This is a genomic window from Microbulbifer discodermiae, assembly GCF_040742695.1.
In the GTDB taxonomy this organism is placed as follows: Bacteria; Pseudomonadota; Gammaproteobacteria; order Pseudomonadales; family Cellvibrionaceae; genus Microbulbifer.
The window spans coordinates 119,745-146,578 of the sequence record NZ_JBFLAB010000001.1; the positions used below are offsets into that span (position 1 = coordinate 119,745).

At 59.1% G+C, this 26,834-nt stretch carries 21 protein-coding genes and 3 tRNA genes; 13 read left to right on the top strand and 11 right to left on the bottom strand.

Features of this window, described 5'->3' with window-relative positions:
* Positions 1 to 28: 28 nt before the first annotated feature.
* Together rhlB and AB1S50_RS00505 are read right to left on the bottom strand one after the other, a co-directional pair.
* Positions 29 to 1,486 carry an ATP-dependent RNA helicase RhlB gene (rhlB, locus tag AB1S50_RS00500; protein ID WP_367148399.1) on the bottom strand — a complete coding sequence of 486 codons (1,458 nt, stop codon included), beginning with the start codon at positions 1,484 to 1,486 and terminating at the stop codon, positions 29 to 31.
* A gap of 92 nt (positions 1,487 to 1,578) precedes the next feature.
* Positions 1,579 to 2,214, bottom strand: a complete 636-nt coding sequence (locus AB1S50_RS00505; protein WP_367148400.1) for an HvfX family Cu-binding RiPP maturation protein — start codon at positions 2,212 to 2,214, stop codon at positions 1,579 to 1,581.
* A 98-nt stretch (positions 2,215 to 2,312) separates the two neighbouring features.
* Here AB1S50_RS00505 and AB1S50_RS00510 point away from each other — a divergent pair, with 98 nt between their 5' ends.
* Together AB1S50_RS00510 and AB1S50_RS00515 are read left to right on the top strand one after the other, a co-directional pair.
* Complete coding sequence (locus AB1S50_RS00510; protein ID WP_367148401.1) at positions 2,313 to 3,701, top strand: MATE family efflux transporter; 1,389 nt, start codon at positions 2,313 to 2,315, stop codon at positions 3,699 to 3,701.
* A 97-nt stretch (positions 3,702 to 3,798) separates the two neighbouring features.
* A complete protein-coding gene (locus AB1S50_RS00515; RefSeq protein WP_367148402.1) occupies positions 3,799 to 5,214 on the top strand; it encodes a succinylglutamate desuccinylase/aspartoacylase family protein in 1,416 nt (471 codons plus the stop codon).
* Between the two features lie 206 nt (positions 5,215 to 5,420).
* On the opposite strand, the gene AB1S50_RS00520 is transcribed toward AB1S50_RS00515, so the two are convergent.
* From AB1S50_RS00520 to hemA, 4 genes are read right to left on the bottom strand one after another with little or no spacing between them, the layout of a single operon-like run.
* Positions 5,421 to 6,335, bottom strand: coding sequence for a cation diffusion facilitator family transporter (locus tag AB1S50_RS00520; protein WP_367148403.1), 915 nt, complete (start codon positions 6,333 to 6,335; stop codon positions 5,421 to 5,423).
* Positions 6,304 to 7,185, bottom strand: coding sequence for a peptide chain release factor N(5)-glutamine methyltransferase (gene prmC, locus AB1S50_RS00525; protein ID WP_367148437.1), 882 nt, complete (start codon positions 7,183 to 7,185; stop codon positions 6,304 to 6,306). The genes AB1S50_RS00520 and prmC overlap by 32 nt, the downstream gene beginning before the upstream one ends.
* A gap of 13 nt (positions 7,186 to 7,198) precedes the next feature.
* Complete coding sequence (gene prfA / locus AB1S50_RS00530) at positions 7,199 to 8,281, bottom strand: peptide chain release factor 1 (protein ID WP_367148404.1); 1,083 nt, start codon at positions 8,279 to 8,281, stop codon at positions 7,199 to 7,201.
* Positions 8,278 to 9,558, bottom strand: coding sequence for a glutamyl-tRNA reductase (gene hemA / locus AB1S50_RS00535; protein ID WP_367148405.1), 1,281 nt, complete (start codon positions 9,556 to 9,558; stop codon positions 8,278 to 8,280). The genes prfA and hemA overlap by 4 nt, the downstream gene beginning before the upstream one ends.
* Before the next feature lie 312 nt (positions 9,559 to 9,870).
* On the opposite strand from hemA, the gene AB1S50_RS00540 reads away from it, so the two are divergent.
* The 11 genes from AB1S50_RS00540 to AB1S50_RS00590 all read left to right on the top strand — a co-directional run bounded on the left by AB1S50_RS00540 (position 9,871) and on the right by AB1S50_RS00590 (position 18,571).
* Entirely contained in the window at positions 9,871 to 11,676 is a 1,806-nt protein-coding gene (locus AB1S50_RS00540) for a tetratricopeptide repeat protein (protein WP_367148406.1), read from the top strand.
* Positions 11,660 to 12,334, top strand: coding sequence for a lipoprotein insertase outer membrane protein LolB (lolB, locus tag AB1S50_RS00545; RefSeq protein ID WP_367148407.1), 675 nt, complete (start codon positions 11,660 to 11,662; stop codon positions 12,332 to 12,334). The genes AB1S50_RS00540 and lolB overlap by 17 nt, the downstream gene beginning before the upstream one ends.
* Before the next feature lie 128 nt (positions 12,335 to 12,462).
* Positions 12,463 to 13,392 (top strand): 4-(cytidine 5'-diphospho)-2-C-methyl-D-erythritol kinase, encoded by a 930-nt coding sequence (ispE, locus tag AB1S50_RS00550; protein ID WP_367148408.1) that lies wholly within the window; start codon positions 12,463 to 12,465, stop codon positions 13,390 to 13,392.
* Between the two features lie 19 nt (positions 13,393 to 13,411).
* Positions 13,412 to 13,486 (top strand) — tRNA-Gln (locus AB1S50_RS00555).
* A gap of 159 nt (positions 13,487 to 13,645) precedes the next feature.
* The gene (locus tag AB1S50_RS00560; protein ID WP_367148438.1) at positions 13,646 to 14,575 is read left to right on the top strand and encodes a ribose-phosphate pyrophosphokinase; all 930 of its coding nucleotides are present in this window, start codon (positions 13,646 to 13,648) and stop codon (positions 14,573 to 14,575) included.
* 199 nt (positions 14,576 to 14,774) lie between these two features.
* Complete coding sequence (locus AB1S50_RS00565; RefSeq protein ID WP_367148409.1) at positions 14,775 to 15,407, top strand: 50S ribosomal protein L25/general stress protein Ctc; 633 nt, start codon at positions 14,775 to 14,777, stop codon at positions 15,405 to 15,407.
* 5 nt (positions 15,408 to 15,412) lie between these two features.
* Positions 15,413 to 16,021: an aminoacyl-tRNA hydrolase gene (gene pth, locus AB1S50_RS00570; protein WP_367148410.1), complete on the top strand. Its 609-nt coding sequence runs from the start codon at positions 15,413 to 15,415 to the stop codon at positions 16,019 to 16,021.
* An 82-nt stretch (positions 16,022 to 16,103) separates the two neighbouring features.
* Complete coding sequence (gene ychF / locus AB1S50_RS00575) at positions 16,104 to 17,195, top strand: redox-regulated ATPase YchF (protein WP_367148411.1); 1,092 nt, start codon at positions 16,104 to 16,106, stop codon at positions 17,193 to 17,195.
* 136 nt (positions 17,196 to 17,331) lie between these two features.
* The gene (locus AB1S50_RS00580) at positions 17,332 to 18,246 is read left to right on the top strand and encodes a DMT family transporter (protein WP_367148412.1); all 915 of its coding nucleotides are present in this window, start codon (positions 17,332 to 17,334) and stop codon (positions 18,244 to 18,246) included.
* A 130-nt stretch (positions 18,247 to 18,376) separates the two neighbouring features.
* Positions 18,377 to 18,453 (top strand) — tRNA-Met (locus tag AB1S50_RS00585).
* 43 nt (positions 18,454 to 18,496) lie between these two features.
* Positions 18,497 to 18,571, top strand: a tRNA-Gln gene (locus AB1S50_RS00590).
* A 478-nt stretch (positions 18,572 to 19,049) separates the two neighbouring features.
* Here the strand turns inward: AB1S50_RS00590 and AB1S50_RS00595 are convergent.
* The 5 genes from AB1S50_RS00595 to AB1S50_RS00615 all read right to left on the bottom strand — a co-directional run bounded on the left by AB1S50_RS00595 (position 19,050) and on the right by AB1S50_RS00615 (position 26,561).
* The gene (locus AB1S50_RS00595) at positions 19,050 to 19,775 is read right to left on the bottom strand and encodes a SapC family protein (protein WP_367148413.1); all 726 of its coding nucleotides are present in this window, start codon (positions 19,773 to 19,775) and stop codon (positions 19,050 to 19,052) included.
* Between the two features lie 165 nt (positions 19,776 to 19,940).
* Entirely contained in the window at positions 19,941 to 21,506 is a 1,566-nt protein-coding gene (locus tag AB1S50_RS00600) for a tryptophan halogenase family protein (RefSeq protein ID WP_367148414.1), read from the bottom strand.
* 36 nt (positions 21,507 to 21,542) lie between these two features.
* Complete coding sequence (locus tag AB1S50_RS00605) at positions 21,543 to 22,247, bottom strand: SapC family protein (protein WP_367148415.1); 705 nt, start codon at positions 22,245 to 22,247, stop codon at positions 21,543 to 21,545.
* Between the two features lie 19 nt (positions 22,248 to 22,266).
* Positions 22,267 to 23,835: a tryptophan halogenase family protein gene (locus AB1S50_RS00610; RefSeq protein ID WP_367148416.1), complete on the bottom strand. Its 1,569-nt coding sequence runs from the start codon at positions 23,833 to 23,835 to the stop codon at positions 22,267 to 22,269.
* A 152-nt stretch (positions 23,836 to 23,987) separates the two neighbouring features.
* Positions 23,988 to 26,561 (bottom strand): TonB-dependent receptor, encoded by a 2,574-nt coding sequence (locus tag AB1S50_RS00615; protein ID WP_367148417.1) that lies wholly within the window; start codon positions 26,559 to 26,561, stop codon positions 23,988 to 23,990.
* Between the last annotated feature and the right edge of the window lie 273 nt (positions 26,562 to 26,834).

Here is a 26,834-nt window from a genome sequence, read left to right on the forward strand (position 1 = left end):
CGCCCGGGGGCCGAGAACCCTGTGTTCTCTACCGGCGCCTTCTCTCGCCAGCTCCGCGACGGCCGCCCCCGCGACTACTTTGACTGTGCGAAACCCTGACTTTTGGGGGCCGCACCAACAGCGTCTCCGGGGGCTGCTCACATTTTAATTTGTGCCCCAGCAGCGCCTCGATTGGCTCCAGGCGCATGGCATCGTCCTCACAGGCAAAACTGATGGAGGTGCCCTTCTTGCCGGCCCGGCCAGTGCGCCCAATGCGATGCACATAGTCCTCCGGCTCCTCCGGCAGAGTGAAGTTCACCACATGGCTGATACCGTCGATATGGATACCGCGACCGGCCACATCGGTGGCCACCAGCACCTTGGTCCTGCCGCTTTTGAAATCCTCCAGCGTGCGCACACGCTTGTTTTGCGCTATCTCTCCCGACAGCAAGCCGGCGGACACACCGTGGGCAAGCAGGTGTTCGTGCAGCCGGCGACACTGGTCGCGCCGGTTGGCAAACACGATCAGGCTGTCAACCTGATCGCTCTGCAGTATGTTGTACAGCAATGTGTACTTTTCCTCACTGGCAGCGAGATACACATGTTGCTCCACTGTGTCAGTGGCCACCCGCTCCGGCTCGATTTCCACCACCACCGGGTTGTCCGTCCACTGTTCAACCAGCGAATCGACCTCCGGGGTGAAGGTGGCGGAGAAGAACATGGTCTGGCGGTGACTTTTGCGCGGCGTCTGGCGCACGATACGGCGCACCTGGGGGATAAACCCCATATCCAGCATGCGGTCCGCCTCATCGATCACCAGCACTTCCACCTGATCCAGGTAGCAATCCCGGTTACCGACAAAATCCAGCAGGCGGCCGGGGGTGGCCACCAGGATGTCCACCAGCCGCTCGTTTAAATTACGCTGCTGCTTGGTGTAGTCCATGCCGCCCACCAGGGTGTGGATTTCCAGGTCGGTGTACTTGCACAGGGCTTTGGCATCGTCGGCGATCTGCATCACCAACTCGCGGGTGGGGGCGATGATCAGGGTACGGGCCTCGCCCGCGTAGCGCTCTCCCTCGAAGGGGTTTTTCAGCAGGTCATCTATGATGGTGATCAAAAACGCAGCCGTCTTGCCGGTGCCGGTCTGCGCTTTGCCCACCAGATCGTGTCCATTGAGGGTGTGGGGCAGGGAGCGCCCCTGGATCGGAGAGCAATACTGAAAACCGAGGTCATAGATGCCGTGCATCAGCTCCAGCGGCAGGCCCAGATCGTGGAATCGAACCTTGCCCTTCTGCTGCTCCGGCAACTTGAACTCATCCAGGCTCCAGGGCTTGGCAGTTTGCCGCGATCTCTGACCCCGGCGCCCACGACCACGAGCACGCCCGCCACCACCCTTTTTGGCGGCAGCTTTGTTACCTTTTGGCTTGACCTCGGCCGAGGCCGGTTCGGGCTGGGACTTGTGCGCTTCCTGGCTGGCTGAAGTGCGGCGGAACAACTTTCCTATCAAATGTATTACTCGCTGACATGATCAAATAATCGGCGAGTATATCATCTAAATGGACAAGAAAGCGCGGTGTGTATCAGAAAGCCCGGCCCCAGCTAAGTGGCAGCTGACCCGCCATTCGACATTCTCCGGCACAGCCAATAGTCGAGACTGACGAAACGCCCGCCCCCACTGCCGAGCAGCGCCAGCAGCATAATGAAGTAGGTCGCCGCAAACTCGATGCCGTTTTTCAGAATGGTGAAGTTGCCGGCTTGCGTCAGCCAGTCGTAGTTGCCGTATTCCTGCAGCAGTTCCACCGCCTTCGCCTTGCGCACCACCGCCTCCTCGATCAGATCCTTGCGCCACTCCCAGGGCATGGTCAGCGTGGTTTCCGGCAGCGCGTGCCATCCGTACTGCCAGTGAGCGGTCACCGCGGCCACTGCCATCACCACCAACAGCGGGACAGCCACCAAGCGCACAGCCAGTCCCACCAACAGCGCCACCCCGCCCAGCAGTTCAGTCAGCGCCGCCAGCCACGCCATCAACATCGGCGCGGGCAGTCCCAGTCCCCAGTCGGGGTTGCCGAACCAGGCCGCCACATCGTCGATATTGGCTACCTTGTTGAGACCGGCGAGAATGAATATCGGCGCCAGAAACAGCCGCAAGGCCAGTGGACCCAGCCAGTCCAGCCTGCGCACAAAGTGGAGAAAATTCCCGTAAAGTCGATTGAACCCGTTGACAGCGCCATCCATAATCCCGCCCTCTTTTGCGATTGATTTTAATTTGGCTTTAGTCGAGCTGTAGTCCCATCTGTTACACATCTCGCAACATGGTCCACCGGCTGCACCCCATGGTCAAGATTTACAAACGGGCCACATCCGCCGAACTGTCCCGTATTGCCACACTCGGCGGCCCACTGGTGATCAGCAACCTGGCGGTCATCAGTATGGGGGTCGCGGACACTATAGTAGCCGGCCGCGCCGGAGATGTGGACCTGGCCGGACTGGCTCTGGGTTCCAGTATCTGGGCGGTCTGTGCGGTGACCCTGATCGGCCTGCTGGCCGCTGTCTCCCCCCTGGTCGCCCACCTGCGGGGTGCACGGAACGAAGCCGGCGCTGCGCAGGAACTGAAACAGTCCCTGTGGATAGCCCTCGCGGGCGGGCTGACAGTCCTGGCGGCACTGCTGTCGGCACCCTGGTGGAGCGGCTGGATCGATACCGAAGCGCCGGTGCGCCAGGTGATGCTGGACTACCTGCAGGCACTGGCCACCTGCGCCCTGCCTTTCGCCCTGGGCATCGCGCTGCGCGGTTACTGTGAGGGCATGGCCCAAGTGCGCGCGGTGATGCGGATCTACCTGGCGGCGGCGCTGCTGAATATACCGCTGGATGTGATCATGGTTTTTGGCTGGGGGCCCATTCCCGCCATGGGTGGCGCCGGCTGCGGCTGGGCCACCAGCCTGGTGAACTGGGCTGTCGCCCTGGCGCTGTTCTGGCATGCGCGCCACGAGCCCACCTATCGCCACCTGGATTTGCGGCTGGCCCTGCCCCGGCCCAGGTGGGAAACACTGCGGCGGCAGATGGCTATCGGTTTGCCCATCTGTATCGGCTCCGGCAGTGAGGTGACCTTCTTCGCCAGCCTCACGCTACTGCTGGCGCCCTATGGCGCCACCATTGTCGCCGCCCACCAGATCGCTATGAATATCGGCTCGATTTTCTATCTTGTCGCCCTGGCCCTGGCCCAGGCCCTGAGTATTCGCGTGGCCCAATTGCTGGGTCAGGGGCGCCCGCGGCGGGCGCGTTTCTCCAGCAAGGTGGGGGTTGCCAGCGGTCTCTTGTACGCCTGCGGCACAGGGTTATTGTTGATCACACTGCGCCAGGCTTTTGCCTCCGTGTATACCAGTGATAGCGAAATTATTGCAGTGGCCGCCAATCTGCTGCTGCTGTGCGCCGCCTTCCAGCTTGTGGACGTGGCCCAGGCCATGGCCTGGGGCGCACTCAGAGGTTACAAGGACACCAGAATCCCCATGTACCTGCAGATCTTTTCCTACTGGGGCATCGGCCTGACCAGCGCCTATTGGCTGGGAGAAAATCTCTGGGGCGTCTATGGCTATTGGGTGGGTATTTGTATCGGGCTGGGTGTCGCGTCGATTCTGCTGGGGATTCGCCTGTGGCGGATCAGTCGCAGGGCCATTGACTATCCGGGCGGCTTTCAGCTGTCGGCAAAGGAAACGCAACCCTGATGGAACGGTTTCGCTATACTCGCGCTCCAATCCTTCGCTCAACCCCTGGCCCAAGGGTCGGTTAGGCCCTTACCGATACAACCAACAGAGTCTCCGTATGCCCCACCACCCGTCCCTGTGCCAGCCGTATCGCGTCCTGTTGCTGGCGCTGTGCCTGACATCCACAGCGGTCGGCGCCTCGACCGGGGGGGAAAGCAATCCGGGTGAAGAATCACTGCCCCAGGCGGAAAATCTGCAACTGGACCAGCCCACCAGCGAAGAGGCGCTGGCCACACCCGTGCCGGTGTCGGTGGTGGACGACAGCGATTCACAGCCTGTCGAGAGCGAAGGCGAAGAGCCGGAAGCGGGCGACGGAGAGGAGCCCAGGCCCCTGCGCCTGCTGGGAGCGGAAGTGCCGCCTGCAACCTCCACGCGCCTGGCCTGGTCCCCGAGCCAGCACTTCGAAGGTGTCTACAGCCCCACTGCGGTACTGGTTGTGAACGGGGCAGCGGAGGGCCCCACACTGTGTCTCACCGCCGCAGTTCACGGCGATGAACTGAACGGTATCGAAACGGTGCGACGGGTGATGTACAACCTGGACGCCGCCACGTTGCGCGGAGCAGTGATCGGTGTACCCATTGTCAATCTGCAGGGGTTTCACCGCGGCTCCCGCTACCTGACCGACCGCCGGGATCTGAACCGACACTTCCCCGGCGACCCGCAGGGGTCGTCGGCAGCGCGTATCGCCCACTCGTTTTTTCACGAGATCATCAGCCACTGCAACGCCGTTGTGGACCTGCACACAGGCTCTTTCTATCGCACCAACCTGCCGCAACTGCGCGGCGACCTGACCGACCCCAAAGTAGTCACCCTCACCAAGGGTTTCGGTTCCACTGTGGTGCTGCACAGCGAGGGCGCCAAGGGCACATTGCGCCGCGCGGCAGTCAATGTGGGGATTCCCACGGTTACCCTGGAAGCCGGCGCACCGATGGTACTGGACGAAGTGTCCGTGAGCCACAGCGTGAAAGGCATTCGTACGCTGCTGAACCAACTGGATATGGTCAAACAGTTCCGACTCTGGGGCGACCCGGAGCCGGTGTACTACAACTCCACCTGGCAGAGGGCCACCACCGGCGGCATTATCTTCAGCGAGGTAAAACTGGGCGAAGTGGTGCGCAAGGGCGACCTGCTCGGCACCGTCACCAACCCCATCACCAACGTGCGCACCGAAATTCGCTCGGAGCACGATGGACGGGTATTGGGAATGGCGCTCAATCAAGTGGTGCAACCGGGATTTGCCGCCTACCACATAGGTATCCAGGCACCGCAGACACAAATCAGTGCACCGCAAGAGGTGACTGCGGACAGCGGTTCTGAAGAGCAGGTGGACATCACCACCGCGGAAGCCGGGGTGGAAGGAGCTGCGCCAGCTGTGCCTGTAGACGCTGGAGAGGTGAATCCCCAACAGGAAGAAGAGCCGGACGTTCAGGCCAATCCCGCTGCAACCGTCGATCCGGATGGTGAAGACGACTAGCGGTTTTTTCTAACAGGTTGTTGAAAAAGGCATCCTGCCTGTTTCAACACACGAAAAGCGAAAAATGTGATTTTCACTTTTCTCCCAAAATCAACGACTTAGGCGTCGTTGATTTTGCCGGAACATCCATATTCCGGTACCAGGCGTCGAAATTCTTTGAATTTCAACAGCCTGCTAAACCCGGGTCTGCAGCCCAGCTCTCCGCGTTAGTCCAGCGCCTGTGGGTCGCCGATAGAGTCGCCAATCCAGTGCCGGTGCTCCGACAGGGGTTCCGGCTGCAAGGTGATATGATCGATGTCGAAGCGTCGCACCAGCGTGTCCCGCAGCCGCTCCAGCACTGCCGGCCAGCACTCCAGATCGTCCACCACAACATGGGCGGACAGAGAGATAGTGCGCGAATCCAGACGCCAGATATGCAGGTCGTGCAGGGATCGCACCCCCTCAACCCCCGCCAGGGTCCTGTCCACCACCGGCAGACTCAACTCCCGCGGCACCCGCTCCATCAACACGTCCACCGCATCCCGCAGCAGGCGCAGGCTGGACACCGCGATGAGGGCGCAAATCAGCAGCGAGAGCAGCGGGTCTATGGGTGTCCAGCCGGTAAAGAAGATAACCGCACCCGCCAGCAGCGCCGCCACCGAACCCAACAGGTCCCCCATGACGTGCAACAGCGCACCGCGGATATTCAGGGTCTGCTCGCCCCGGTGCAGCATCCAGGCCACCAGCACATTCACCAGCAGCCCCATGGCCGCTATCGCCATGACCATGCCCCCGCGAACCGGCTGGGGGTCCATCAGCCGGTCGATGGCGGCAGAGCCGATGGCGAAGATGATCAACAGCATGAATACCGCATTGGCCATAGCGGCCAGCACCTCGGCCCGCCCCCAGCCGAACGACAATTGGCGATCGGCCGGCCGCCGCGCCAGCATCGCCGCCACAGCGCCCAGCGCCAGAGCCAGACCGTCGGTGGCCATGTGCCCCGCATCGCCGAGTAACGCCAGAGAGCCGGACAGCCAGCCGCCCACCGCCTCCACCACGGCGAAAGCCAGGGTAATTACCAGCCCCCATACCAGCGGGCGCAGGTGGCCGTCACCCTGATGGTGATGTACGTGATCGTGCATGAACTCGCTCCGTGGATTGCGCGACTCGCCGCCCTATGGTCAGCCGCTCACGCCCGCCATAGTCGCGGCGACTGCTCACCTCCCCCAGCCCCGCGCGGGTAAAAATATCGCGTACCGCGGGCGCCTGTTGCCAGCCGTGTTCCACCACCAGCCAGCCATCCGGTGCGAGAAACTCCGGCGCCCCCGCGGCAATCGACTCGATATCCGCGAGGCCGCGCCGGGGCGCGATCAGCGCCGAACGGGGTTCAAAGCGCAAATCACCCCGGCGCAGGTGGGGATCGGCGGCGTCGATATAGGGGGGATTGCTGACAATCAGGTCGAAGGTTTCTGGCGGGACCCGGGCAAACCAGTCACTCTGCACCAGCACCAGGTTCCCGCATCCCAGCGCGTCGCGATTGCGCTCCGCCATCGCCACGGCACTCGCGGATTTGTCCACCGCCAGTATCTGCCAGCCCGGCCTCTCGTGCGCCAGCGCCAGTGCTATGGCGCCGCTACCGGTACCGAGATCCAGGGCCCGGCATTGCGCCTGGGGACTCAGCTCCAGCGCCACTTCCACCAGCAGTTCGGTTTCCGGGCGCGGGATCAGGGTGGAGGCATTCACCTCCAAAGGCAGCGACCAGAATTCCCGCCGACCGGTCAGGTAGGCCACAGGTTCGCCCCCGGCGCGCCGCCGCAGAAGACTGTCGAAGCCGTCCTGCTCCCGGTCCGACAACAGGTATTCCGGCCATGCATAGAGCCAGCTGCGCCCTCTGCCCAGTATGTGGCCCAGCAGCACCTCCAGGTCCAGCCGCGCGCTGTCGCTTTGCGGCAGCTCGGCGGTACGGCGCAGATTGTCGCGGACACTGCCCACCGGCCGGCCCGCGTCAGCCGCCAAGTGCCGCGAGCTGATCCGCCTGGTGCTCGGTGCGCAGCGGATCGATGACTTCGTCCAGCGCGCCCTGCATCACCTCGTCCAGCTTGTACAGAGTCAGGCCGATACGGTGGTCGGTCACCCGCCCCTGCGGGTAGTTGTAGGTACGGATACGCTCGGAGCGGTCGCCGCTGCCCACCAGGTTGCGGCGCGCATCAGAGATTTCCCTGGCCGCGGCGTCCTCCTGCTCACTGGTGAGCCTGGCCTGCAGCAGCGCCATGGCCCTGGCCCGGTTTTTGTGTTGCGAGCGCTCATCCTGGCACTCCACAACAATACCGGTGGGAATATGCGTTAAACGCACCGCCGAATCCGTCTTGTTGACATGCTGGCCACCGGCCCCGGAAGCGCGGTAAGTATCGATACGCAGATCCGCCTTGTTGATCTCGATGGCGTCGCGCTCGTCGGGTTCAGGCATGACCGCGACGGTGCAGGCAGATGTGTGGATACGCCCCTGGGATTCGGTTTCCGGCACCCGCTGCACACGGTGGGCGCCCGATTCAAACTTGAGTCTGGCAAACACATCCTCACCGGCCACGCGGGTGATGATTTCCTTGTAACCGCCGTGCTCACCGGGGTTCTCGCTGAGGATTTCCAGGCGCCAGCCACGCTTTTCCGCGTAACGCGAATACATGCGGAACAGATCCCCGGAAAAGATCGCCGCTTCGTCGCCACCGGTGCCGGCACGGATTTCCAGGAACACGTTTTTGCGGTCGTTGGGATCCCGGGGCAGCAACAGCGCCTGCAGCTCGCGCTCCAGGGGCGCCAGCTGCTCCTCCGCCGCGCGCAACTCCTCCCGCGCCATCTGCCGTATTTCCTCGTCGCGCTCATCGAGCATTTCCCGCGCCGCACCCATATCCTCCTGCAGGCGCTTGTAGCGGCGGTAACACTCGACCACCTCCTCAAGTTCGGAATACTCCCGGGAAAGACCCCGGAACTGCTCCTGGTTGCCAATAATCTCCGCATCGCCGAGCAGCGCCGAGACCTCCTGGTGGCGTTCAACGAGATGATCCAGCTTGTTTAACAGCGATACTTTCATCGGTCCTTCTTACTCTCAGCTTCAGTTCCATCGACGGCATCCAGGCCGACGATTTCCCTGGCGACACGCAACCGTTCCAGATCGCCTTCGGCGGTGGCGCGCCTGATGCTGACTGTGGGTGCGTGAATCAGTTTATTGGTCAGTGAGCGCGCCAACTGCTCCATCAACTGCCGCGGATCGCCGCCCTGGTCCAGTTGCTGTAACACCCGGCGCAGTTCCCCCTCACCGATTTCCTGGGCCCGGCGACGATAGCCGCGAATAGTGTCCACCGCTTCCAGTGAGCGCCGTTCGCGCATAAATTCCCGCGCCGCACCCGCAACGATTTCCTGCGCCGCTTCGGCCGCCTGCTGGCGCATCCTGCGACCCTCGTCAATCACGCCGCGGAGGTCATCCACCGTGTACAAGTAGACGTCGTCCAACTGGCTCACCTGGGGCTCGATATCCCTCGGTACGGCGATATCCACCATAAAGACAGGGCGGTGCCGCCGCTGCTTGAGTGCCGACTCCACCGCACCCTTGCCCAAAATCGGCAGCTGGCTGGCAGTAGAGCTGATAACGATGTCCGCGCGCGGCAGGTGTTCGGGGATATCCGCCAGCAAAATTGCCTCGGCACCGAAGTTCTGCGCCAACAGCTCCGCACGATTGAGGGTTCGGTTGGCGACGATCAAGCGGGTAATGCCCTGCTCCAGCAGGTGGCGCGCGACCAGTTCGATCGTCTCCCCGGCGCCGATCAACAGCGCTGTCTGCTGGCTCAAATCCGTAAAGATCCGCGATGCCAGGGACACTGCGGCATAGGCCACGGAGACCGGGTTTTCGCCGATCGCGGTTTCTGTCCGCACCCGCTTGGCGACGGCGAATACCTGCTGGAATACATTGTGCAGCACCGGGCCGACGCTGCCGCTTTCCCGCGCTACCGAGTAAGCGGACTTGATCTGACCCAGGATCTGCGGCTCCCCCAGAACCATTGAGTCGAGCCCGCAGGCGACGCCCATCATATGCCGCACCGCATTCTCACCGCTATAGGAGTAACAACTCTGCTGCAACTGGTCCAGTGGCAGCCGGTGGTAGCTCGCCAGCCACTGGAGCAGCTGCAGCTCGTCCACAGCGCCGTAGATCTCCGTGCGGTTGCAGGTAGACAGTATTGCCAGCTCGGCACACTGCAGCGCATGTCGCGCATCCGCCAGGGCGCCCGCGACCACTTCCGGGGCAAAAGCAACACGTTCGCGCACCGCAACCGGCGCACTGTCGTGGTTGATTCCCAGAACGAGGATCGGCATAGGACTCCGTCGGTATTGAATTTCTGACTGGGGAGGGCCCACCAACCATAGCAAGGCGGCCGGTGCTCCGGCGCGCATTTTCCCGGCCAGCCGCTGCGCATGCAAGCGCCCGGGACAATCCCTCTGCCGCCAGGCCCCCTGGCAGCTCAACCTGCCGGCCAAATCGCGACTAGAATTATACGGCGGTTGGCGAGAGCGGCACTCTGGCTCACCGGCATAATCCAAGGTTCACCAAACCACAGAAATTGCGCTTGCCGCCCACAACCCGCTAGGCTAACTGCGGCGCCATCGCAACCATGGACAAAAGCCCCTATGCAGTCTGCCAGTATTTCCACAGCCGCCGGCAAAGTTGTCTCCATCCGGCTTGCTGGCGCAGTACTTTCCTTTCTGCTCTCCTCCTGCGCCCCGGTCGGCCAGGCGCCGGCACCGGAAGATACCGCCGTAGCCCCCGCTCCGCCGCCCCCGCAGAATACCAAAGCTGAACCGGCATCCTCGGAGGTAAGGGAGAGACCCTTCCCCATCGAAACTTTGTACACCCTGCTGGTGGCCGAAGTCGCAGGCAGTCGCGAACAATACGACTTGGCACTGGCGAACTATCACCACCAGGCGGAATATACCCGGGATGCGGGTATCGCCGCCCGCGCGACCCGCATAGCGCGCTTTCTCAATGCCCGTCGCGCAGCCCTGAGCTCGGCCAGACTCTGGGCGGAGCTGGAGCCGGACGAAGCGGAAGCACATCTGACCGCGGCCGCAGAACTGACCCTGGCCGGCGACCTGGACTCGGCGCTGGTGCACGCGGAGCGCGCCCTGGAACTGGGTGGAAATGCGCCGCTGCAATCGCTGGCCGCCGCCGCTGTCTCCAACCGCGCCGTGGCCGAACGGGTGATACCAGAGTTTGCCCGCCTGGCGCTGCGGTACCCCGCCAATCCCGAGGCACTCCTGGCCCATGCCATGCTGCTGCGGGCCACGGAGCAATACCAGCCGGCGCTGGCCATAGCCCGCGGGGTGCGGGAACAGCATCCGTTGTTGATGGACGCACCACTGCTGGAGTCCCGTATTCTGGCGGATCAAGGTGACCGGCAACAGGCATTGCGACTGCTGGAGCAGCTGGTCGATCGCTATCCCGACAAAACCCGCCCGCGCCTCCAGTACGCGCGCCTGCTGATTCACGAGGATCTCGATCTGGCCCGGCAGCAGTTCGCCACCCTGGTGAAGCAGCGTCCCGATGATGGCGGCCTGATCCTATCGCTGGCGCTGATTCGCTATGAAACCGGCGACTTGGCCGGATCCAAACCACTGTTTCAGCGACTGCTGCAACTCCAGCAACACCAGTCGGCAGCCCATTTTTATCTGGGCGGTATCGAAGCCAAGAATGACAACGCCCTGGAGGCGGTCAGCCACTATCGGGCGGTCGAACCCGGCAACGATTATCTCAAGGCCATTTCCCGCGGCACCGAACTGCTGGCTGCCGCGGGCCTCGACGACCGCAACAACGACTGGTTCAACGAGCTGCGGGAAGACCACCCGGAGCAGGCGGAGCACTTCTACCTGCTGCAGGCCAACCTGCTGCGCAAGTACGATCGGCACCGGGCGGCGCTGGAGCTGCTCGATCGGGCGCTGGCCAGCCACCCCCAAAGCGGTCGCCTGCTGTACATCCGCGCCCTGGTCAACGAACACCTGGGGTACGATGCCGAATTCGAGCAAGGCATCCGCGGACTGCTGCAAAGGGATCCCGACAACGCCACACTGCTCAACACCCTCGGCTACAAGCTCAGCCAGGACGACGCGCGGCTGGACGAGGCGTCTTCGCTTATCCGGCGCGCCTTCGCGCTGCGCCCGGACGATCCGGCCATTATCGACAGCATGGGGTGGATAGAATACCGTCTCGGCAATTATCCGGCGGCCGTAGAGCATTTGCAGCGGGCGCTGGAAAAATACCCGGACCACGAAATAGCCGCGCATCTCGGCGAGGTTCTGTGGATGCAGGGCAATCGCGAACAGGCAATGGAAGTCTGGCAAAAGGGGCTGCAACTCAATCCCAACAGCCAGTTAATTCCCGCGGCCATCGAGCGTTTACAAATCAAACCAGCAACGGAACAGCATGCCTCGGACAACTGACGAATACCGCCTACAAACCGGCCCTTTCCTGTTTGGCTTAGCCCGCCTCGCGGCACTGACACTGGTGCTCACCGCCTGTGCCGGCAACCAGCCCCAGCAGCCACAACCGCAACCGGAACAGCAACCGCGTGAGACGCCCGGGACCGAAACGCCATCGGTTGCGCAGCTACACCAGTGGACCATCATCGGCAAACTCGGTGTGCGCTCGCCGCGGGACAACGGCAGTGCCAACCTCACCTGGAAACAGCAGTCCGCACCCAATTACCACATTCACCTGAGTGGCCCTCTTGGAGCCGGCGCTACCGTCATCAGCGGCAGCCCCGCCGGCGTCAGCCTGCAACGGGGCAACGAACCCGCCATGCATGCGCGCGATCCCGCCCAACTCACCCTGCAGACACTCGGCTGGCCGCTTCCGGTGGGCGAGATGTTCTACTGGGTGCGCGGACTCGCCGCACCGGGCAGCAAAGCCGATGAACAACGCAACAGCCAGGGACAGCTGTTGAGTTTGCATCAGGCGGGTTGGCGGCTGATTTTTAGCGGCTACCAGGCCATTGGCGCCTACTCGCTGCCGACCCGAATCAAGGCTGAAACCAACCAGGCCGCCGGGCCGGTGAGTGTAACCCTGGTCATCAAGGAATGGCTGCCGAAAGGTTCCTGAGCCGCCTCTGACCGTTTGCCGCAAGCCCTCCCAAGCTTTTCTCAATCCAGGTTTGCAGCGGTCCGCAAACCCTCTATTCGGGTCAGCGGTGCGCCGACACGCCTCACCCGTTAAGATGCGCATTTCAGGTGAACAGAAAGCTTGCACCCGCCATGCCGCAATCCAGTATCCCGACAACAGCTTCTCTGCAACTTCCGGCACCGGCCAAACTCAACCTGCTACTGCGTGTCCTCGGACGCCGGGCCGATGGCTATCACCAGTTGCAAACCCTGTTTCAACTGTTGGACTACGGCGACACACTGGAATTCTTCACCCGCGACGACGACAAAATCTCCATCGATGCGGGCGACCTGGATATTCCACTGGAGAACAACCTCATCTATCGCGCCGCACGCGCCCTGCAACGGCACTGCAACTGCGCGCGCGGTGTGCACATCAAACTGCACAAGGTTCTGCCCCAGGGTGGCGGTATTGGCGGCGGCAGCAGCGACGCGGCCACCACTCTGCTGGGGCTGAATTACCTCTGGCAGTGTGCGCTTTCAGCTGAACGGCTGGCGCAGCTCGGCGGCGAGCTGGGTGCCGATGTGCCGGTATTCATTCACGGGCATACCGCCTGGGCGGAAGGTGTGGGGGAGGTGCTCACGCCGGTGATCACACCAGGGCGCCACTTCCTGGTGGTCGACCCGCGCCACAGCGTCAGCACCGCGGCAGTGTTCCGCCATCCCCGATTGACAAGGGATTCCGCCGCAATTACATTACCGCACCTTCGCAACGGGCACCTGGATACTAACTGGCTGAGGCGCTATACCGGAAACGATTGCCAGGCCCTGGTGGAAAGCCTCTGTCCACAGGTGCGCTCCGCCAGAGAGTGGCTGCAGCAATTTGCCGAAGCGCAATTGACGGGCACCGGGAGCTGTGTTTTCGCCGCTTTTGCATCGCGGCGCGCAGCGGAATCCGCGCTCGCGGAGCTGCCAGAAAAGTGGGGTGGTTTTGTCGCTACTGGCGTGCGGGAATCCCCGCTACAACAGAAGCTCGCGAAGCTGGCGGCCACCAAGTAAAATGGTCGCCGTGGTCTGCTGGGGCGTAGCCAAGCGGTAAGGCAGCGGGTTTTGATCCCGTCATGCGTAGGTTCGAATCCTACCGCCCCAGCCAAATTTTGCCGATCCGCACCACACCCTTCGGCGCCTGTATTGTTGACGGCAACAAAATGACGCTGGCGCACCCCGGCCGGATTGCGCCAACAGGGACATCTACACTTTTCACGTCCACACTCACGTAAAAATCTAAAGGGTACTCGAAGTGGCTGACTTGATGGTCTTTACCGGAAATGCGAACCCGGAACTGGCACAAAAGATTGTCGACCAGATGGCAATCCCAATGGGTGACGCAGTGGTGAAACGCTTCTCCGACGGCGAGATTGCGGTCGAAATCACCGACAATGTGCGCGGCCGCGACGTCTTTGTGGTTCAATCCACCTGCCAGCCCACCAACCGCAACCTGATGGAGTTGATCCTCCTGGTCGACGCATTGCGTCGCGCATCTGCGGGCCGCATCACCGCGGTGGTGCCCTATTTCGGCTACGCGCGCCAGGATCGCCGCGTGCGCTCCCAGCGGGTACCGATTTCCGCCAAAGTCGTGGCGGACATGATGGTCAGTGTCGGCATTGACCGGGTGCTGACTGTCGACCTCCACGCCGAACAGATTCAGGGCTTCTTCGACGTACCGGTAGACAACGTCTACGGCTCCTCAGTACTGCTGGACGACATCGAGCGCCAGAGCTATGGCGATCTGGTGGTGGTATCCCCGGATATCGGCGGTGTCGTGCGCGCCCGCGCGGTAGCCAAAAGCCTCGACTGCGACCTCGCCATCATCGACAAACGCCGCCCCGCGGCCAATGTGGCCGAAGTCATGAATATTATTGGCGAGGTCAACGGCCGCACCTGCCTGCTGGTGGACGACATGGTGGACACCGCCGGCACCCTCTGCAACGCCGCCAGCGCATTGAAGGAATGCGGTGCGCAAAAAGTGGTCGCTTACTGCACCCACCCGGTACTGTCCGGCAAAGCCATCGACAACCTCAACAACTCCGTATTGGACGAACTGGTGGTGACCGATTCCATCCCCCTGGGTGACAAAATGGAAAGAGCCCCCAAAATCCGGCAGCTGACGCTGTCCGCGATGCTGGCGGAGTCGGTGCGCCGCATCAGCAACGAGGAATCCCTCTCCGCCATGTTCCGCTAGCGGGGCCGCCACCGCACTCTCCCCCACCCCCGGCCGGGCCCAGCCACTGGCGCCCGTCGGCCTATTACCTTAGAATACGCGCCCGCCCGGCAATGCCGGGCGTTTACTATTGGCTTCGGGGAATCCCCGGCCAGTTTTCGACAACGCCAGAGCGGTCCGGTCGCAGGTCGCTCTGGGCAGACGATTCGAGGTTTAACCCATGTCTGACATTAAATTGAACGCCAACGCCCGCAGCGATGAAGGGAAAGGTGCGAGCCGCCGCCTGCGTCGCCTGGAGGGCCGTGTCCCCGCCATCGTATACGGTGGCAGGGCCAAGCCGACTGCCATCTCCCTGCTGAGCAAGGACCTGTTTAAAGCCCTGGAAGACGAGACCTTCTTTTCCTCCGTACTGACCATCAGCATCGAGGGTGGCAAGGAAGAAAAAGTGATCCTGCGCGACCTGCAGCGCCACCCGGCCAAGCAGATACTGCTGCACGCGGATTTCCAGCGGGTCTCCGCCAACACCAAGGTGCACATCAAGGTTCCACTGCACTTTTTGAACGAAGAATCCTGCCTGGGTGTAAAGGCTGGCGGTATCGTCTCCCACACCCTGAACGAACTGGAGATCAGCGCGCCGGCTTCCAAGCTGCCCGAGTTCATCGAAGTGGACCTGGCGAATCTGGAGATCGATGGCAACATCCACATCTCTGACATCAAGCTGCCCTCCGGGGTCGTGTCTGTGGACCTGAGCCACGGCGAAGACCACGACCTGGTGGTTGCGTCCGTACACAAGCCGCGCGGCGCTGTCGAAGCGACAGACGAGGCAGCTGAAGGCGAAACCGAGGAAGAGTAACCCCCTTGTCGACAGCACCGGATACGCCAATCCAACTGATCGTAGGGCTGGGCAATCCCGGTCCGGAATATGACCGGACCCGCCACAACGCCGGTGCCGACTTTGTCGCCGAGCTGGCGCGCCACCACGGCGCCCAGCTCGCACAGGACAGCAAGTATCGGGGGTTCTGCGGCCGGATACATATGGGTGGGCGGGACATCCGCCTGCTGATTCCAACCACCTACATGAACCGCAGTGGCCAATCGGTTGCACCGCTGGCGAACTTTTTCAAGATCCCCATCGAAGCCATTCTCGTCGCCCACGATGAACTGGACCTGCCCCCCGGTACCGCGCGTTTCAAATCCGGCGGCGGCCACGGCGGTCACAATGGGCTGCGGAGCATCATCTCCTCGCTGGGCAACAACCGCGACTTCATGCGCCTCCGCCTCGGTATCGGCCACCCGGGCAACGCCCGCGACGTGGTTAATTTTGTGCTGCAGCGCGCCCCTCAAGCAGAACAACAGCTGCTGGCGGAGTCCATCGATCGCGCGGTCGATATCCTGGCCACCGCAGCGGCCGGAGACTGGGGCGCGGCCATGAAGGCACTGCACTCAGCCAAGGCAACTGCGAAGTAGGCCCGGCGGGAACACTTCACCAAACACAAGTCAGTGGGTGCGCAATGCCCGCCCATTAGCGAAAGCAAACAGGAACCAGACCATGGGTTTTACTTGCGGTATCGTCGGCCTGCCCAACGTAGGCAAATCCACCCTGTTCAATGCGCTCACCAAGGCGGGTATCGATGCGGAGAACTTCCCTTTCTGCACTATCGAACCCAACGCCGGTGTAGTGCCAGTGCCGGACCCGCGCCTCGACAAACTGGCGGAGATAGTCAAACCGCAGAAGCTGATTCCCACCACCATGGAATTCACCGACATTGCGGGCCTGGTGGCCGGCGCGTCCAAGGGCGAGGGCCTGGGCAACAAGTTCCTGGCCAACATCCGCGAAACCGACGCCATCGCCCATGTAGTGCGCTGCTTCGAGGATGACAATGTCATCCACGTCGCCAATCAGGTGCACCCTGCGGCCGACATAGAGGTCATCAATACGGAACTGGCTCTGGCGGACCTGGATACCGTGGAGCGGGCACTGCAACGCTTTACCCGTGCCGCCAAGGGACAGGACAAGCACGCCATCAAGATGAAGGCCCTGCTGGAGGAAATATTGCCGCACCTGAACGAGGCCAGGCCGCTGCGCTCCTTCGGCCTGGATGCGGACCAGTTGGCAGACCTGCGGGAACTGAGCCTGCTGACGGTCAAGCCCACCATGTATATCGCCAATGTGGATGAGGACGGCTTTGACAACAATCCGCACCTGGACTCGGTCAGCGCTATCGCCGCGGAGGAAAATGCCGTAGTCGTACCCATCTGCAACAAACTGGAAGCGGAAATTGCCGAGCTGGAAGACGAGGAAAAGCAGGAGTTCCTCGATGAGTTGGGCATGGAGGAACCCGGCCTCAATCGCGTTATCCGCGCCGGTTACCAGTTGCTTGGCCTACACACCTACTTCACTGCCGGCCCAAAGGAGGTTCGCGCCTGGACAGTGCCCCTTGGCGCCACCGCACCTCAGGCTGCAGGCAAGATTCACACCGACTTTGAGCATGGTTTTATCCGCGCTGAAATCGTAAGCTACGCCGACTTTGTGGCCCACAATGGGGAATCCGGAGCCAAGGAAGCGGGCAAGTGGCGACTGGAAGGCAAAGACTATGTGGTCGCCGACGGCGACGTGATCCATTTCCGCTTCAACGTCTGAAGTATTTTCCAGAGCCCCGGCCGGCAGTGACAGTGCCGGCCATTTGCCCCGGCACTCAAATACGCCGACGGCGGTCTCAGATGCCAGAGTTACCCCCCGATAGGCACCAGGACACATAACAGAGGGCGAGTCTCACGTGAATGAATCCAATTGGCGTATCGGCCTGCCACTCGCCCTCATCACCGCCTTTATGTGGGCCCTGCTGCCCATCGCTCTGAAAGGCCTGATCGACACCATCAGCGCCGCCACTGCCACCTGGTATCGGTTTGTGGGGGCCGCATTACTGGCTGGCACCTACTACGCCTGGACCCGGCAACTGAATTTGAGCCAGCTGCTGCGCAGACCCTTGCTGCCTTTCACCGCCATCGCCGTAGCCGGCCTCTTGTGCAACTATTTGACCTATGCCACCGGCCTGCACTTCATCACACCCGGGGCGGCCCAGGTAGTCATTCAGCTGGCGCCACTGCTGCTGATGGTTTCCAGCGTATTGTGGCTGGGGGAACACTTCTCCCCGCGCCAGTGGCTGGGCGTAATCATGGTCACCGGCGGCCTGCTCCTGTTTTTCAACCAGCGCCTGCCGGAACTGTTCAGTGGCGCCAACACTGACTACCTGCTGGGGCTGGGGCTCATAGTGGTCGCAGCCCTGGGCTGGGCCGCCTACGGCTTCTTTCAGAAAAAGATCCTCGCCCAGGCCAGGCCCCAGGATCTGCTGGTTCTGATTTATCTCGCCGGCACCCTCTGCTTTCTGCCATTGGCGGAGCCCCTCAGCGTTAGCGCACTGGATGGACCCAGCCGGATTTTACTGCTGTTCCTCACTGCCAACACCCTGATTGCCTACGGCGCCTTCAGCAAAGCCCTGACGGTTTGGGAGGCCTCGCGAGTGAGCGCCACGCTCGCCCTGATACCCCTGCTGACACTGGGGTTGAGCACAGTGATCGGTGCTCTCTGGCCCGGGTACATAGAAGTAGAGCCACTAAACTGGATCAGCTGGCTGGGGGCAGCACTCGTGGTTTGCGGCTCCCTGTTTGCCGCCATAGGCCGGGGCCGATAGGAACCCCACGAGGGCCGCAATCGAATCCCTCAGTCAAGCTAACTTACTGAATTAGCAGCGAAAACAAGGGGTTGACAGCCCCGGCCCGGCACCTGATAATGCGCGCCCTCGGTCAGCCGCAACGACCAATGGCAAGGTAGCTCAGCCGGTTAGAGCGCAGCACTCATAATGCTGAGGTCGGGAGTTCAAGTCTCCCCCTTGCTACCATTTTCTTTTCCAGTCGGGAGCAAACTGTTCTCGGCAAAGATACTGGGGCGTAGCCAAGCGGTAAGGCAGCGGGTTTTGATCCCGTCATGCGTAGGTTCGAATCCTACCGCCCCAGCCATATCACCAAGTCTCTATTTAGGGTGCCAGAGTCCAGGCTTGCCAATGACAGGACGGCAAACCCCTCTCGTAGAGCTGCTTGAGTTGGACCGGGCAAGCACCCAGTACCTCCCCACCAGAAAGTACCTTGCAGCAAGCTGGCACAAGGTGCGGATACAAGCTCTAGGAACTGGAAATATGCCGCTGGGGCACGCTGCGCAGATAAAACTCCACCTGAGGCTGGCAGGGTAATTAGAATAGAGGAAACGCAACCCTCAAACCCACTGTTGCACAGCCCCGCAGACTCGGGACTGTCGAGTAGCTGCCGATTGTCATCGACAGTGCCGCCAGAACCACCTGTGTGCTTCTCGATGAAACAGTCGGCAACCAAACAGCTCCTCCAGGATCTATCTGATTGCCGCTTCTCCCCACCAGAGACTTATTTCGCCCCAGGCTAGGCCGCTCAAATATAACCCGGGACCCTCAATGGTTAAGCAGCCTCAGGCATTATTGGTCGCGTGCATTTTGGCCAGACGGGTCAGCTGATGCATGGAGCTGAGCTGACAGTAGAGCGGCGGCAGGAAGCCTCGCTTGTGGAAATCAGCAAAGTCGTCCGCAGATAGCTCGTTCAACTTTTTTTCATTAACCATATGCAGGCCGTTCAAGTTGATCTTCTCGGCACCGGCGGTAACGGTGACAGTCTGCTCCATCAACAGGTCCTTCTCCACCAATACCTGTACAAACGCACGGGTCATCTGGTCGCTTTCCAAATAGCCCACCAGGCTCTCTTTTTTGGCCTTGAGGTATTCAGATTCACTCCCCTCTTCCGTAAACAGTGGATTACCTTCCTCCTCATTCACCAGCGGGCTGTTTTCGATGATACCAACCATCAGCTGACCCTCTTCCTTGCCACTTGGAGCGAGCAAAAATGGGTGGTTGCGAATACTGGCGGGCAGGAAAACACCCTGCCAATTACCATCGGCATCGAGGAAAAGGTTTTCACCTACCTTGAGGCCTAACAGGGCAACAGCCTGATACTGTTCAGATTCCGAGTTCTTGACAAAAACAATCGGATATTCAGCCCCCAGACGAGTCATCTCGTGTGCGGTCACTGGTACCATATGTGCCTTTTTGACGTGATCAAAGCCCCCCAGCTCGCGAACTTTCAGCTTGTGGTGGGCTTCTTTACTCAAGGGGACAATCTTTGGGGCTTCGTTATCGGTCATACAACACCATCAGGTCAGTTGGTTATTCTGGTTTAGCGAATCCGACAGTATATTTTCCGCACAGGAAAAGGGAAGCACTAACCGCAGCTTTCGCGCAAACCAACTTAAACCGGCTTTTGACGAAACCCCGTAGAGGTTAAAATATACACGCTTGTGACCGATTAGTCATATTGCGGGAAATCCGTACCGGTACACCTTCTCCACCAGCTCCCGCTGCAATGGCAACTCCCCGGCAAGCCTCTCGTTCAACTGCCGAACTTCCTTGAAGTGGCTTCTCGCCAATGCCTCATCCCCGAAAGCGCTCCGGTTCATGGTCAGGTCGGTACTAAAACCCATACCGTAGAGAACAAAAAGGTAGTTATCCAGGACGAAGGGTTCGAACGCATGATCGAAGTCAAACCTGCTTGGCGGGTGGAAGCGCCAGTACTCCAACCGCTCTCTGAGGCTTTCCGGCACTGTCGCCGGGTCACGGTTATCGATCCAATACTGTGTGTCGCACCGCCGGGAAATACAATAATGTAGTTTTATGAAATCAACCGTTTTGTCCCAACGGTACGCAAATATCTTATTGTACTTTTTCTCTACCAGAGGCATTGCCTCCCGCACCCGGGGAAACTGTTCCGCCAGCATATTAGCCCCCGCCTCAATCAGAAAAATAGCGGATGCTTCCAATGGCTCTATAAAAGCTGCGGACATTCCCAGTGCGACACAGTTGTTCTTCCAGAACTGACGGCGATAGCCCAAAGAAAAATTTATCTTGCGTACACCCAACGTTTTGCCCCGGGGCCCGATATATTCACGCAATATCCGCTCCGCTTCATCGCGCTCGCAATGACCGCTACTGTATACCATCCCCACGCCCCGCCGCGCATGAAGACCGATATCCCAGGTCCAGCCAATACTGTGGGCCGTGGCAATTGTATGCGTCGCTATCGGCGCATCCTCGGATTCATAGGGAACCTGGACTGCAAGCGCAGTGTCGTTAAACACCGTATCCCGGATCGACTTCCACCCTACACCCAGTGCTTCACCCAGCAGCAGCGCCCGCGAGCCACTGCAATCCACAAAAAAATCCGCTTCCAGTTCCGGAAATTGTGCGTGGTCTGTCGCCACACCCTCAATAAATCCATCGTGCCCGACTTTTACCTGGGTTACATTGGCGCGAATATGGCGCACGCCCAGATTTTCTGTGCAGTGGCGGGTCAGAAATGACGCAAATTTGTGAGCATCCAGGTGATATGAATAATTCTGAATGGCCATATAGGCGGGAGTGGTGATCTTCTTGGGGGCGAGGCCATTGCGACAGGTAAACACCTGGCTTGCCGAAGCTTCATCATAAGCATTGCCACCTGCTTCTCCCAGCAACCAGTAGGGTGCCAGGTTAAACTCGTGGGCCGAATGAAAAACAGCACTGAGGGGATGAAAGTAGCCGTGTCGGCCGACCTGCTCCGGATTATCCCTCCAGTTAATGAACTCCGAGCCCTGCTTGAAGGTCGCTTCGCACTCGCGCATGAAAGCACCTTCATCAACCCCTATAGTCTGCAGGGTCGTCCGCATCGTCGGCCAGGTACCCTCACCCACGCCCATTATCGGCACAGTGGGTGACTCCACCAGAGTAATTTTCACCGCATCCTGGCCACGGACATTGAGCCGGGCAGCCAAGATCCCCGCCACAAGCCAGCCGGCTGTACCACCCCCGACGATCAATATTTCATCTGTTCGCCGTTGCATCTGCCCCCCTTCGCGACTTGCCTGCCCAGTGTCATTTTATCTATTCTCCTTGTGGTGAATCAGCGATTGCACCATACCGGTAGATACAACAAGTGCGTAAATTACGGGCAGCAATGCCTTGCGGCGTAACTCCAGAAAGTCCGCATCCGGCAAATCATTCAAACGGCTTTCGTCAATAACATAGAATCCGGTCAGATCATACGGTTCTTCACCACTTAACTGCACCGTCAGCCGGCGAGGAGTTAGCAGCTGCTTCTCTATTAAAAGGTCAATCAAGTGCCCTGTACCACGCATACGGCGCTCAGTTTCGAGCAGCGCTTTTGAGCGATTCTGCAAAAACTCGGTTTGATCGCCCCCATCAGTAAATAATCGCTCCCCCCCAGGTTCTGCAAAACCAGGGGCCTCTTCATCAATGCAAACCAGCGCCTGCTCTCCATTGTCTGGATTTGCAATCAACACAAATGGATAATCTTTCACCTGCCGAGGAATATAGGCTCCCCCCCAATCTTCCATTTCAGCAAACAGATTTTCACCAGGTCGCAACCCTGTTAGGACTACCAGGTTAAACTGCCCGGTAGAGGAGTCCTTGACAAAAAGAACCGGATAACTCCGGCTGGCTTGTAAAACTTCATGAAGGGTCAGGGGAAGTATATGGCTCTTATCCGCGTGCGGAAAGGCGGGATCCAAACGCAAAGTCAATTCCCGGTGGTCCGCCTTATTTAGGGGCTTGATACGAGCCATGAATTTTTCTCCTGAATTATCAGATTTTTGGCATTCCAAAACGAATCACTTTCTCTACCAGTGTTCTGTGGTCGGGGAGTTCATTCGCCAGGGCGGCTTTGATCTCACTCACTTGATTTAGACGCCTTACTGCCTCCTCCTCGAAAGCAAGGCGCTGAGTTTCTACCTGATATCCACTGGCTTGCATTCCATAGAGTACATGCTGGTAGCTTTCCTGAGGGAAGGGCTCAAAGGTACTGCTGAACTGATACTTGCTGACGCCGTGGCTACGCCAGTAGGCCAGATCGTCAGACAGGGATGCCGGTATTGTTTCCGGGAGCCGGTTATCCTGCCAGAATTTTCCGGTTCGTTCAGAAAGTACATAATGCATTTTGATAAAGTCGATAGTCCTTTTCCATCGAAAACTCATGGACTGATTGAACACTTTGCGCACGTACGGCATATCTCCGCGAGTTCGGGGCAACATCTCCGCCAGCATATTCGCGGCCGCCTCAACCAAAAAGATGGCGGATGCCTCAAGGGGCTCGACGAAAGCTGCCGACAGACCAATTGCCAAGCAGTTGTTGTGCCAAAATTGCTTCCGGTAACCAATATTCATGCGAATGGTACGGGACTCCAGTTCCCTCACATCCACCACACCTGTGTCGACCAGATATTTGCGTAACGTCGCTTCTGCCTCGTCATCACTCACATGTGCCGACGAAAAAACATGTCCCGTGCCACGCCGGTTCTGTAACGAGATATCCCAGATCCAGCCGGCATCCTGCGCTGTGGATTTGGTAAAGCAGGGAATAGGGGCATCATCACTGGAATAAGGGGCTTGAATCGCTATGGCGGAATCTGTCAACAGAATATCGTTTATCGATTCGAAACCGATTCCGCACGCCTTACCCAGCAACAGGCTGCGAAAGCCGCTGCAGTCGACAAACAGATCCCCCTCAATCTCACGGCCATCCGATAATTGGAGCGCGGCTATATCTCCATTTTCCGCCCACCGAACCCCATGGAAGTTCCCCTCACAGTGTTTCACGCCAAGCCGTTCAACAGCGTGTTTGGCGAGAAATTTTGAAAAAGACCCCGCATCCAGATGATAGGCGTAACTGATCAGCCCATCGTACTGACGAGTCGTGACTTGCTTCGGCGCAAGTCCTAACTCGCAGACGTGAGCCTGAGCGCTGACCGCATCTGCATAGGCTTTTTCTCCGGCCAGGCCCGCCAACCAATAAGGTGCCAGATTAAAATCGGCAGGATCAAAAATTGAACCAAATAAATGATAGTAATGCCGGTCAGTACCACTAGCATCAGCCCGCCAATTTACAAAGCGCGTCCCCTGCTTGAAGGTAGCCCTGCACTCGCGCAGGAAGTCACCCTCATCAATTCCAAGCTCTGCCAGGGTCTTACGCATCGTTGGCCAAGTACCCTCACCAACGCCGATAATCGGAATATCGAGAGACTCTACCAATGTCACCTTATAATTGGTGCTATTAGAAAGACTGAGCTGTCGGGCAAGCTTGGCGGCAGTTATCCAGCCTGCGGTGCCCCCTCCGAGAATTACTATTGATCTAACTTTGCTTTGATTTACGTCCACCCTGCACCTCTGGGGGCTTTATTCTGATTATTTGCGATGGATTTTCCCCGTTTTCTGCATGCCCGGCAACCTGAAACAGAGAAAGGAAGGCCCCAGCCTTCCTTTTTTCTGCTACTGCGGGCACAGGTTACCGTCCCTTTGACTATTTTTCCCTACAGACGATAACTGGCTTTCAGGAAGTAGCGTGTACCATTGTCGTTAGATACACGCAGGGTTCCCAGACCATCTCCATGTAGTTCGCGAGTGACCTCACCCAGTAGATTTACACCTTCCAGGCTGATATCGAGGTTTTCCAATACATGCCAAGTCAGTGAACCATCCAGAAAAGCCTGATCAGCAAACACACTGCTACCGCCAATACCCAGGCCCTCAGCAAGAAACTCGTCCCGATAGGTATAGGCCAGACGCGCGGACAAAAAATCGTTCTCGTAGTAACCGGTCAGGTTATACGAGTTCTTGGAAGTGCCCGGCAGATCGATGGAGTTACCGCTGGCATCTTCACCTTCCCCTTCTACATATGTGTAGTTGGCGACCACGCCGAATTCATTGAAGTTCTGCTGGTATTGTAATTCAAGACCCTGCAATTTGCCGCCACGCCCCTGAGTCGGTACGCCCACCTGCCAAGTACTGCCATTGATCTCCATTGGCACCGTGGACTGCACTACAAAAGACTGGATATCTTTGGAAAAGACCGTCGCCGAAGCCAGTGCCTCCTCTGAAAAATACCACTCCAACCCAATGTCGGTCTGCGTCGCTCGGAACGGATCGATTTCGATGTTTCCTGAGTTAGCCTGCTGAGTGACAATACTGCTGATGCTGATCACTGGCGTCAGCTGCGAGTAGCCAGGGCGACTCATCACACGCGCAGCAGACATCCGCATGATCACGTCTTCGGATATGTCAATCGCCAGGTTCATGCTAGGCAGCCAATCGGAGTAGTCCGCCCGAAGGGATTCCTTGCCCTCCTCATAGACAGCCACCGTCACTTCCTCGTCATCAATCATCCGAGTTTCAGGATGGAACCTGTGGCGGGTACCAGTCACGTCAGTGCCGACGTAGCGCACACCGACGTTACCGCGATAGCTTTCACCTTCAAAGTCGGCCTGCACGTATAAAGCGGTGATGTCTTCTTCCACCTCGCCCCACGCGGCCCGGTCGAAGCCATTAAAAAAATTCAGGCCATTATCCGTAGCAGTGGAATTTTCATCGACGTAGGCTTTATATGCGTCGGCATCGAGGCGGACGAAGGAGGTAAAGGAACCGAACAGGCCCTCACCGGAATGCTTGATAGTACCATCGGCGAATTCCTCCAAACTGTCGATGCCGGACAGGTCAGCATCACGTGAGTACGAGGAGGTGGTAAAGGCGTGCTGACGTATTTTCAAGCCGGTTTTGAATCTGCTGATGGCACCCCACTCCACGTCAAAGCCGAAGTCTACTTGACCATAGGTTTCTTCATCAGTCAGGTCCAGCGAGTTGACACCGCCCCAAACAAACTTTTGCCAGCTCGGATCCGCTGGATCGACACCTTGCGGAGCGATCATCATGCCGCTGGTACCGTCAAAATTGTAGTCGATGGTGATGCCTTCGGCTGCGAGAGCGTTGGTTCCCCAGCCACCATTGTAGTTGCCGCCGTTACCCCCATTGGCCTGGGTCATACCTAGAGCGCCATGCACGGTATAGCTATCCCCTTGAAAATCACCGGTGAAACTGACCACTTCGGAATCCATTACCGCATTGCGGCTGTTGGTGTCCTGCACCAACCAGAAGTTGTCTGTAGCGGTACCGATAGTCGGGTAGCCACCCGGTGTTGTACGGGAACCGGATGCTGCGGTGATGACTGAATCCGGGTTGGGAATAACCAGGAAGTTTTGATTGGTGTTTTCCGCATCAATTTCCGTGGCGAAATAGTGCAGGCCAAGTTCAAGGCTGTCGCTAGGGCGGAACTGCGCGGTAATATCAAACGCTTCGCGTACGCGGTCCTGATTGAACTCGGCGATACCCGCTCCCGCCCAGCCTTCTTCCCAATAGTTTTCTCCTTTGTGCGCGCGACCAATGGTTTCCACACGAGAAACTGCGGCCAAAACACCGAAGGTTTCAGCGTCATTTTTCCAGCTGGCCAAGCTACTGAGACCCAAGCCCACATCTTCGTCGTCTATGGTGTTGGTCATCATCTCAGAAGACGCATACACAGTCAGAGGATCAAGCTCAAGGGGCTTGCGGGTATTGACCACCACGGTGCCACCAACACCACCTTCATCCTGGGAGGCCACCGGCGATTTATAAACTTCAACACTGGATACCATCTCAGATGGCATCAGATCCATGTTGAAGCTGCGTTTGTTCGCCTGCTGAGAGAACCAACCAGTGGAAGCAACGAACTGTCCGTTCAACAAAACCTGAGTCAACTCCGGATTGGTACCACGAATGGAGACCTCGTTGCCCTCACCGGTAAAGCCGCGGTTGATAGATACACCGGACACACGCTGCAGGGATTCCGCAATATTCTTGTCCGGAAACTTGCCGATATCTTCGGCCGATATTGCATCAACTACAGCATTGGCATCACGCTTGGTATTGAGGGCGGACTGGAGCGCACCGCGAATGCCGACCACTGTGATTTCTTCCAAAGCCTCGTCGGGCTGAGCGGTTGCCAGCGGCACCATCAGGCCACCACTAAGCACCGCCGCGCTGACAGACAACGCGAGTTTATTGCGCTTATACATCGTGTTTCCCTTCCTTTCTTATTGATATAAAAGGTTTATTTGGATTTTTTACCTTGCACTGCCAAATGATAGCGCTGTCATAAAAAGATGATAGCGCTGTCATCTAACTGAAAACCATACACAGAAAAAAATCAAAAAGCTACCGCTTTGCGAGGAAATAGCACTTTGGAAACAGCGATTTGCGATTACTTCGGCTTCACCCGCGACATAAAAGGGTCAAGAGCCGACACAAGCAACTGAAATCATTTATATATCTTTTATGAAGAAAAAAAT

Coding starts and splice junctions, on each gene's coding strand:
- AB1S50_RS00605 (WP_367148415.1), bottom strand. CDS start 22,247: ATGGCTCGTATCAAGCCCCTAAATAAGGCGGACCACCGGGAATTGACT.
- prfA (WP_367148404.1), bottom strand. CDS start 8,281: ATGAAAGTATCGCTGTTAAACAAGCTGGATCATCTCGTTGAACGCCAC.
- AB1S50_RS00615 (WP_367148417.1), bottom strand. CDS start 26,561: ATGTATAAGCGCAATAAACTCGCGTTGTCTGTCAGCGCGGCGGTGCTT.
- AB1S50_RS00595 (WP_367148413.1), bottom strand. CDS start 19,775: ATGACCGATAACGAAGCCCCAAAGATTGTCCCCTTGAGTAAAGAAGCC.
- AB1S50_RS00560 (WP_367148438.1), top strand. CDS start 13,646: ATGGTCTTTACCGGAAATGCGAACCCGGAACTGGCACAAAAGATTGTC.
- AB1S50_RS00600 (WP_367148414.1), bottom strand. CDS start 21,506: ATGCAACGGCGAACAGATGAAATATTGATCGTCGGGGGTGGTACAGCC.
- AB1S50_RS00540 (WP_367148406.1), top strand. CDS start 9,871: ATGCAGTCTGCCAGTATTTCCACAGCCGCCGGCAAAGTTGTCTCCATC.
- AB1S50_RS00510 (WP_367148401.1), top strand. CDS start 2,313: ATGGTCAAGATTTACAAACGGGCCACATCCGCCGAACTGTCCCGTATT.
- AB1S50_RS00565 (WP_367148409.1), top strand. CDS start 14,775: ATGTCTGACATTAAATTGAACGCCAACGCCCGCAGCGATGAAGGGAAA.
- hemA (WP_367148405.1), bottom strand. CDS start 9,558: ATGCCGATCCTCGTTCTGGGAATCAACCACGACAGTGCGCCGGTTGCG.
- ychF (WP_367148411.1), top strand. CDS start 16,104: ATGGGTTTTACTTGCGGTATCGTCGGCCTGCCCAACGTAGGCAAATCC.
- AB1S50_RS00505 (WP_367148400.1), bottom strand. CDS start 2,214: ATGGATGGCGCTGTCAACGGGTTCAATCGACTTTACGGGAATTTTCTC.
- AB1S50_RS00515 (WP_367148402.1), top strand. CDS start 3,799: ATGCCCCACCACCCGTCCCTGTGCCAGCCGTATCGCGTCCTGTTGCTG.
- lolB (WP_367148407.1), top strand. CDS start 11,660: ATGCCTCGGACAACTGACGAATACCGCCTACAAACCGGCCCTTTCCTG.
- AB1S50_RS00520 (WP_367148403.1), bottom strand. CDS start 6,335: ATGCACGATCACGTACATCACCATCAGGGTGACGGCCACCTGCGCCCG.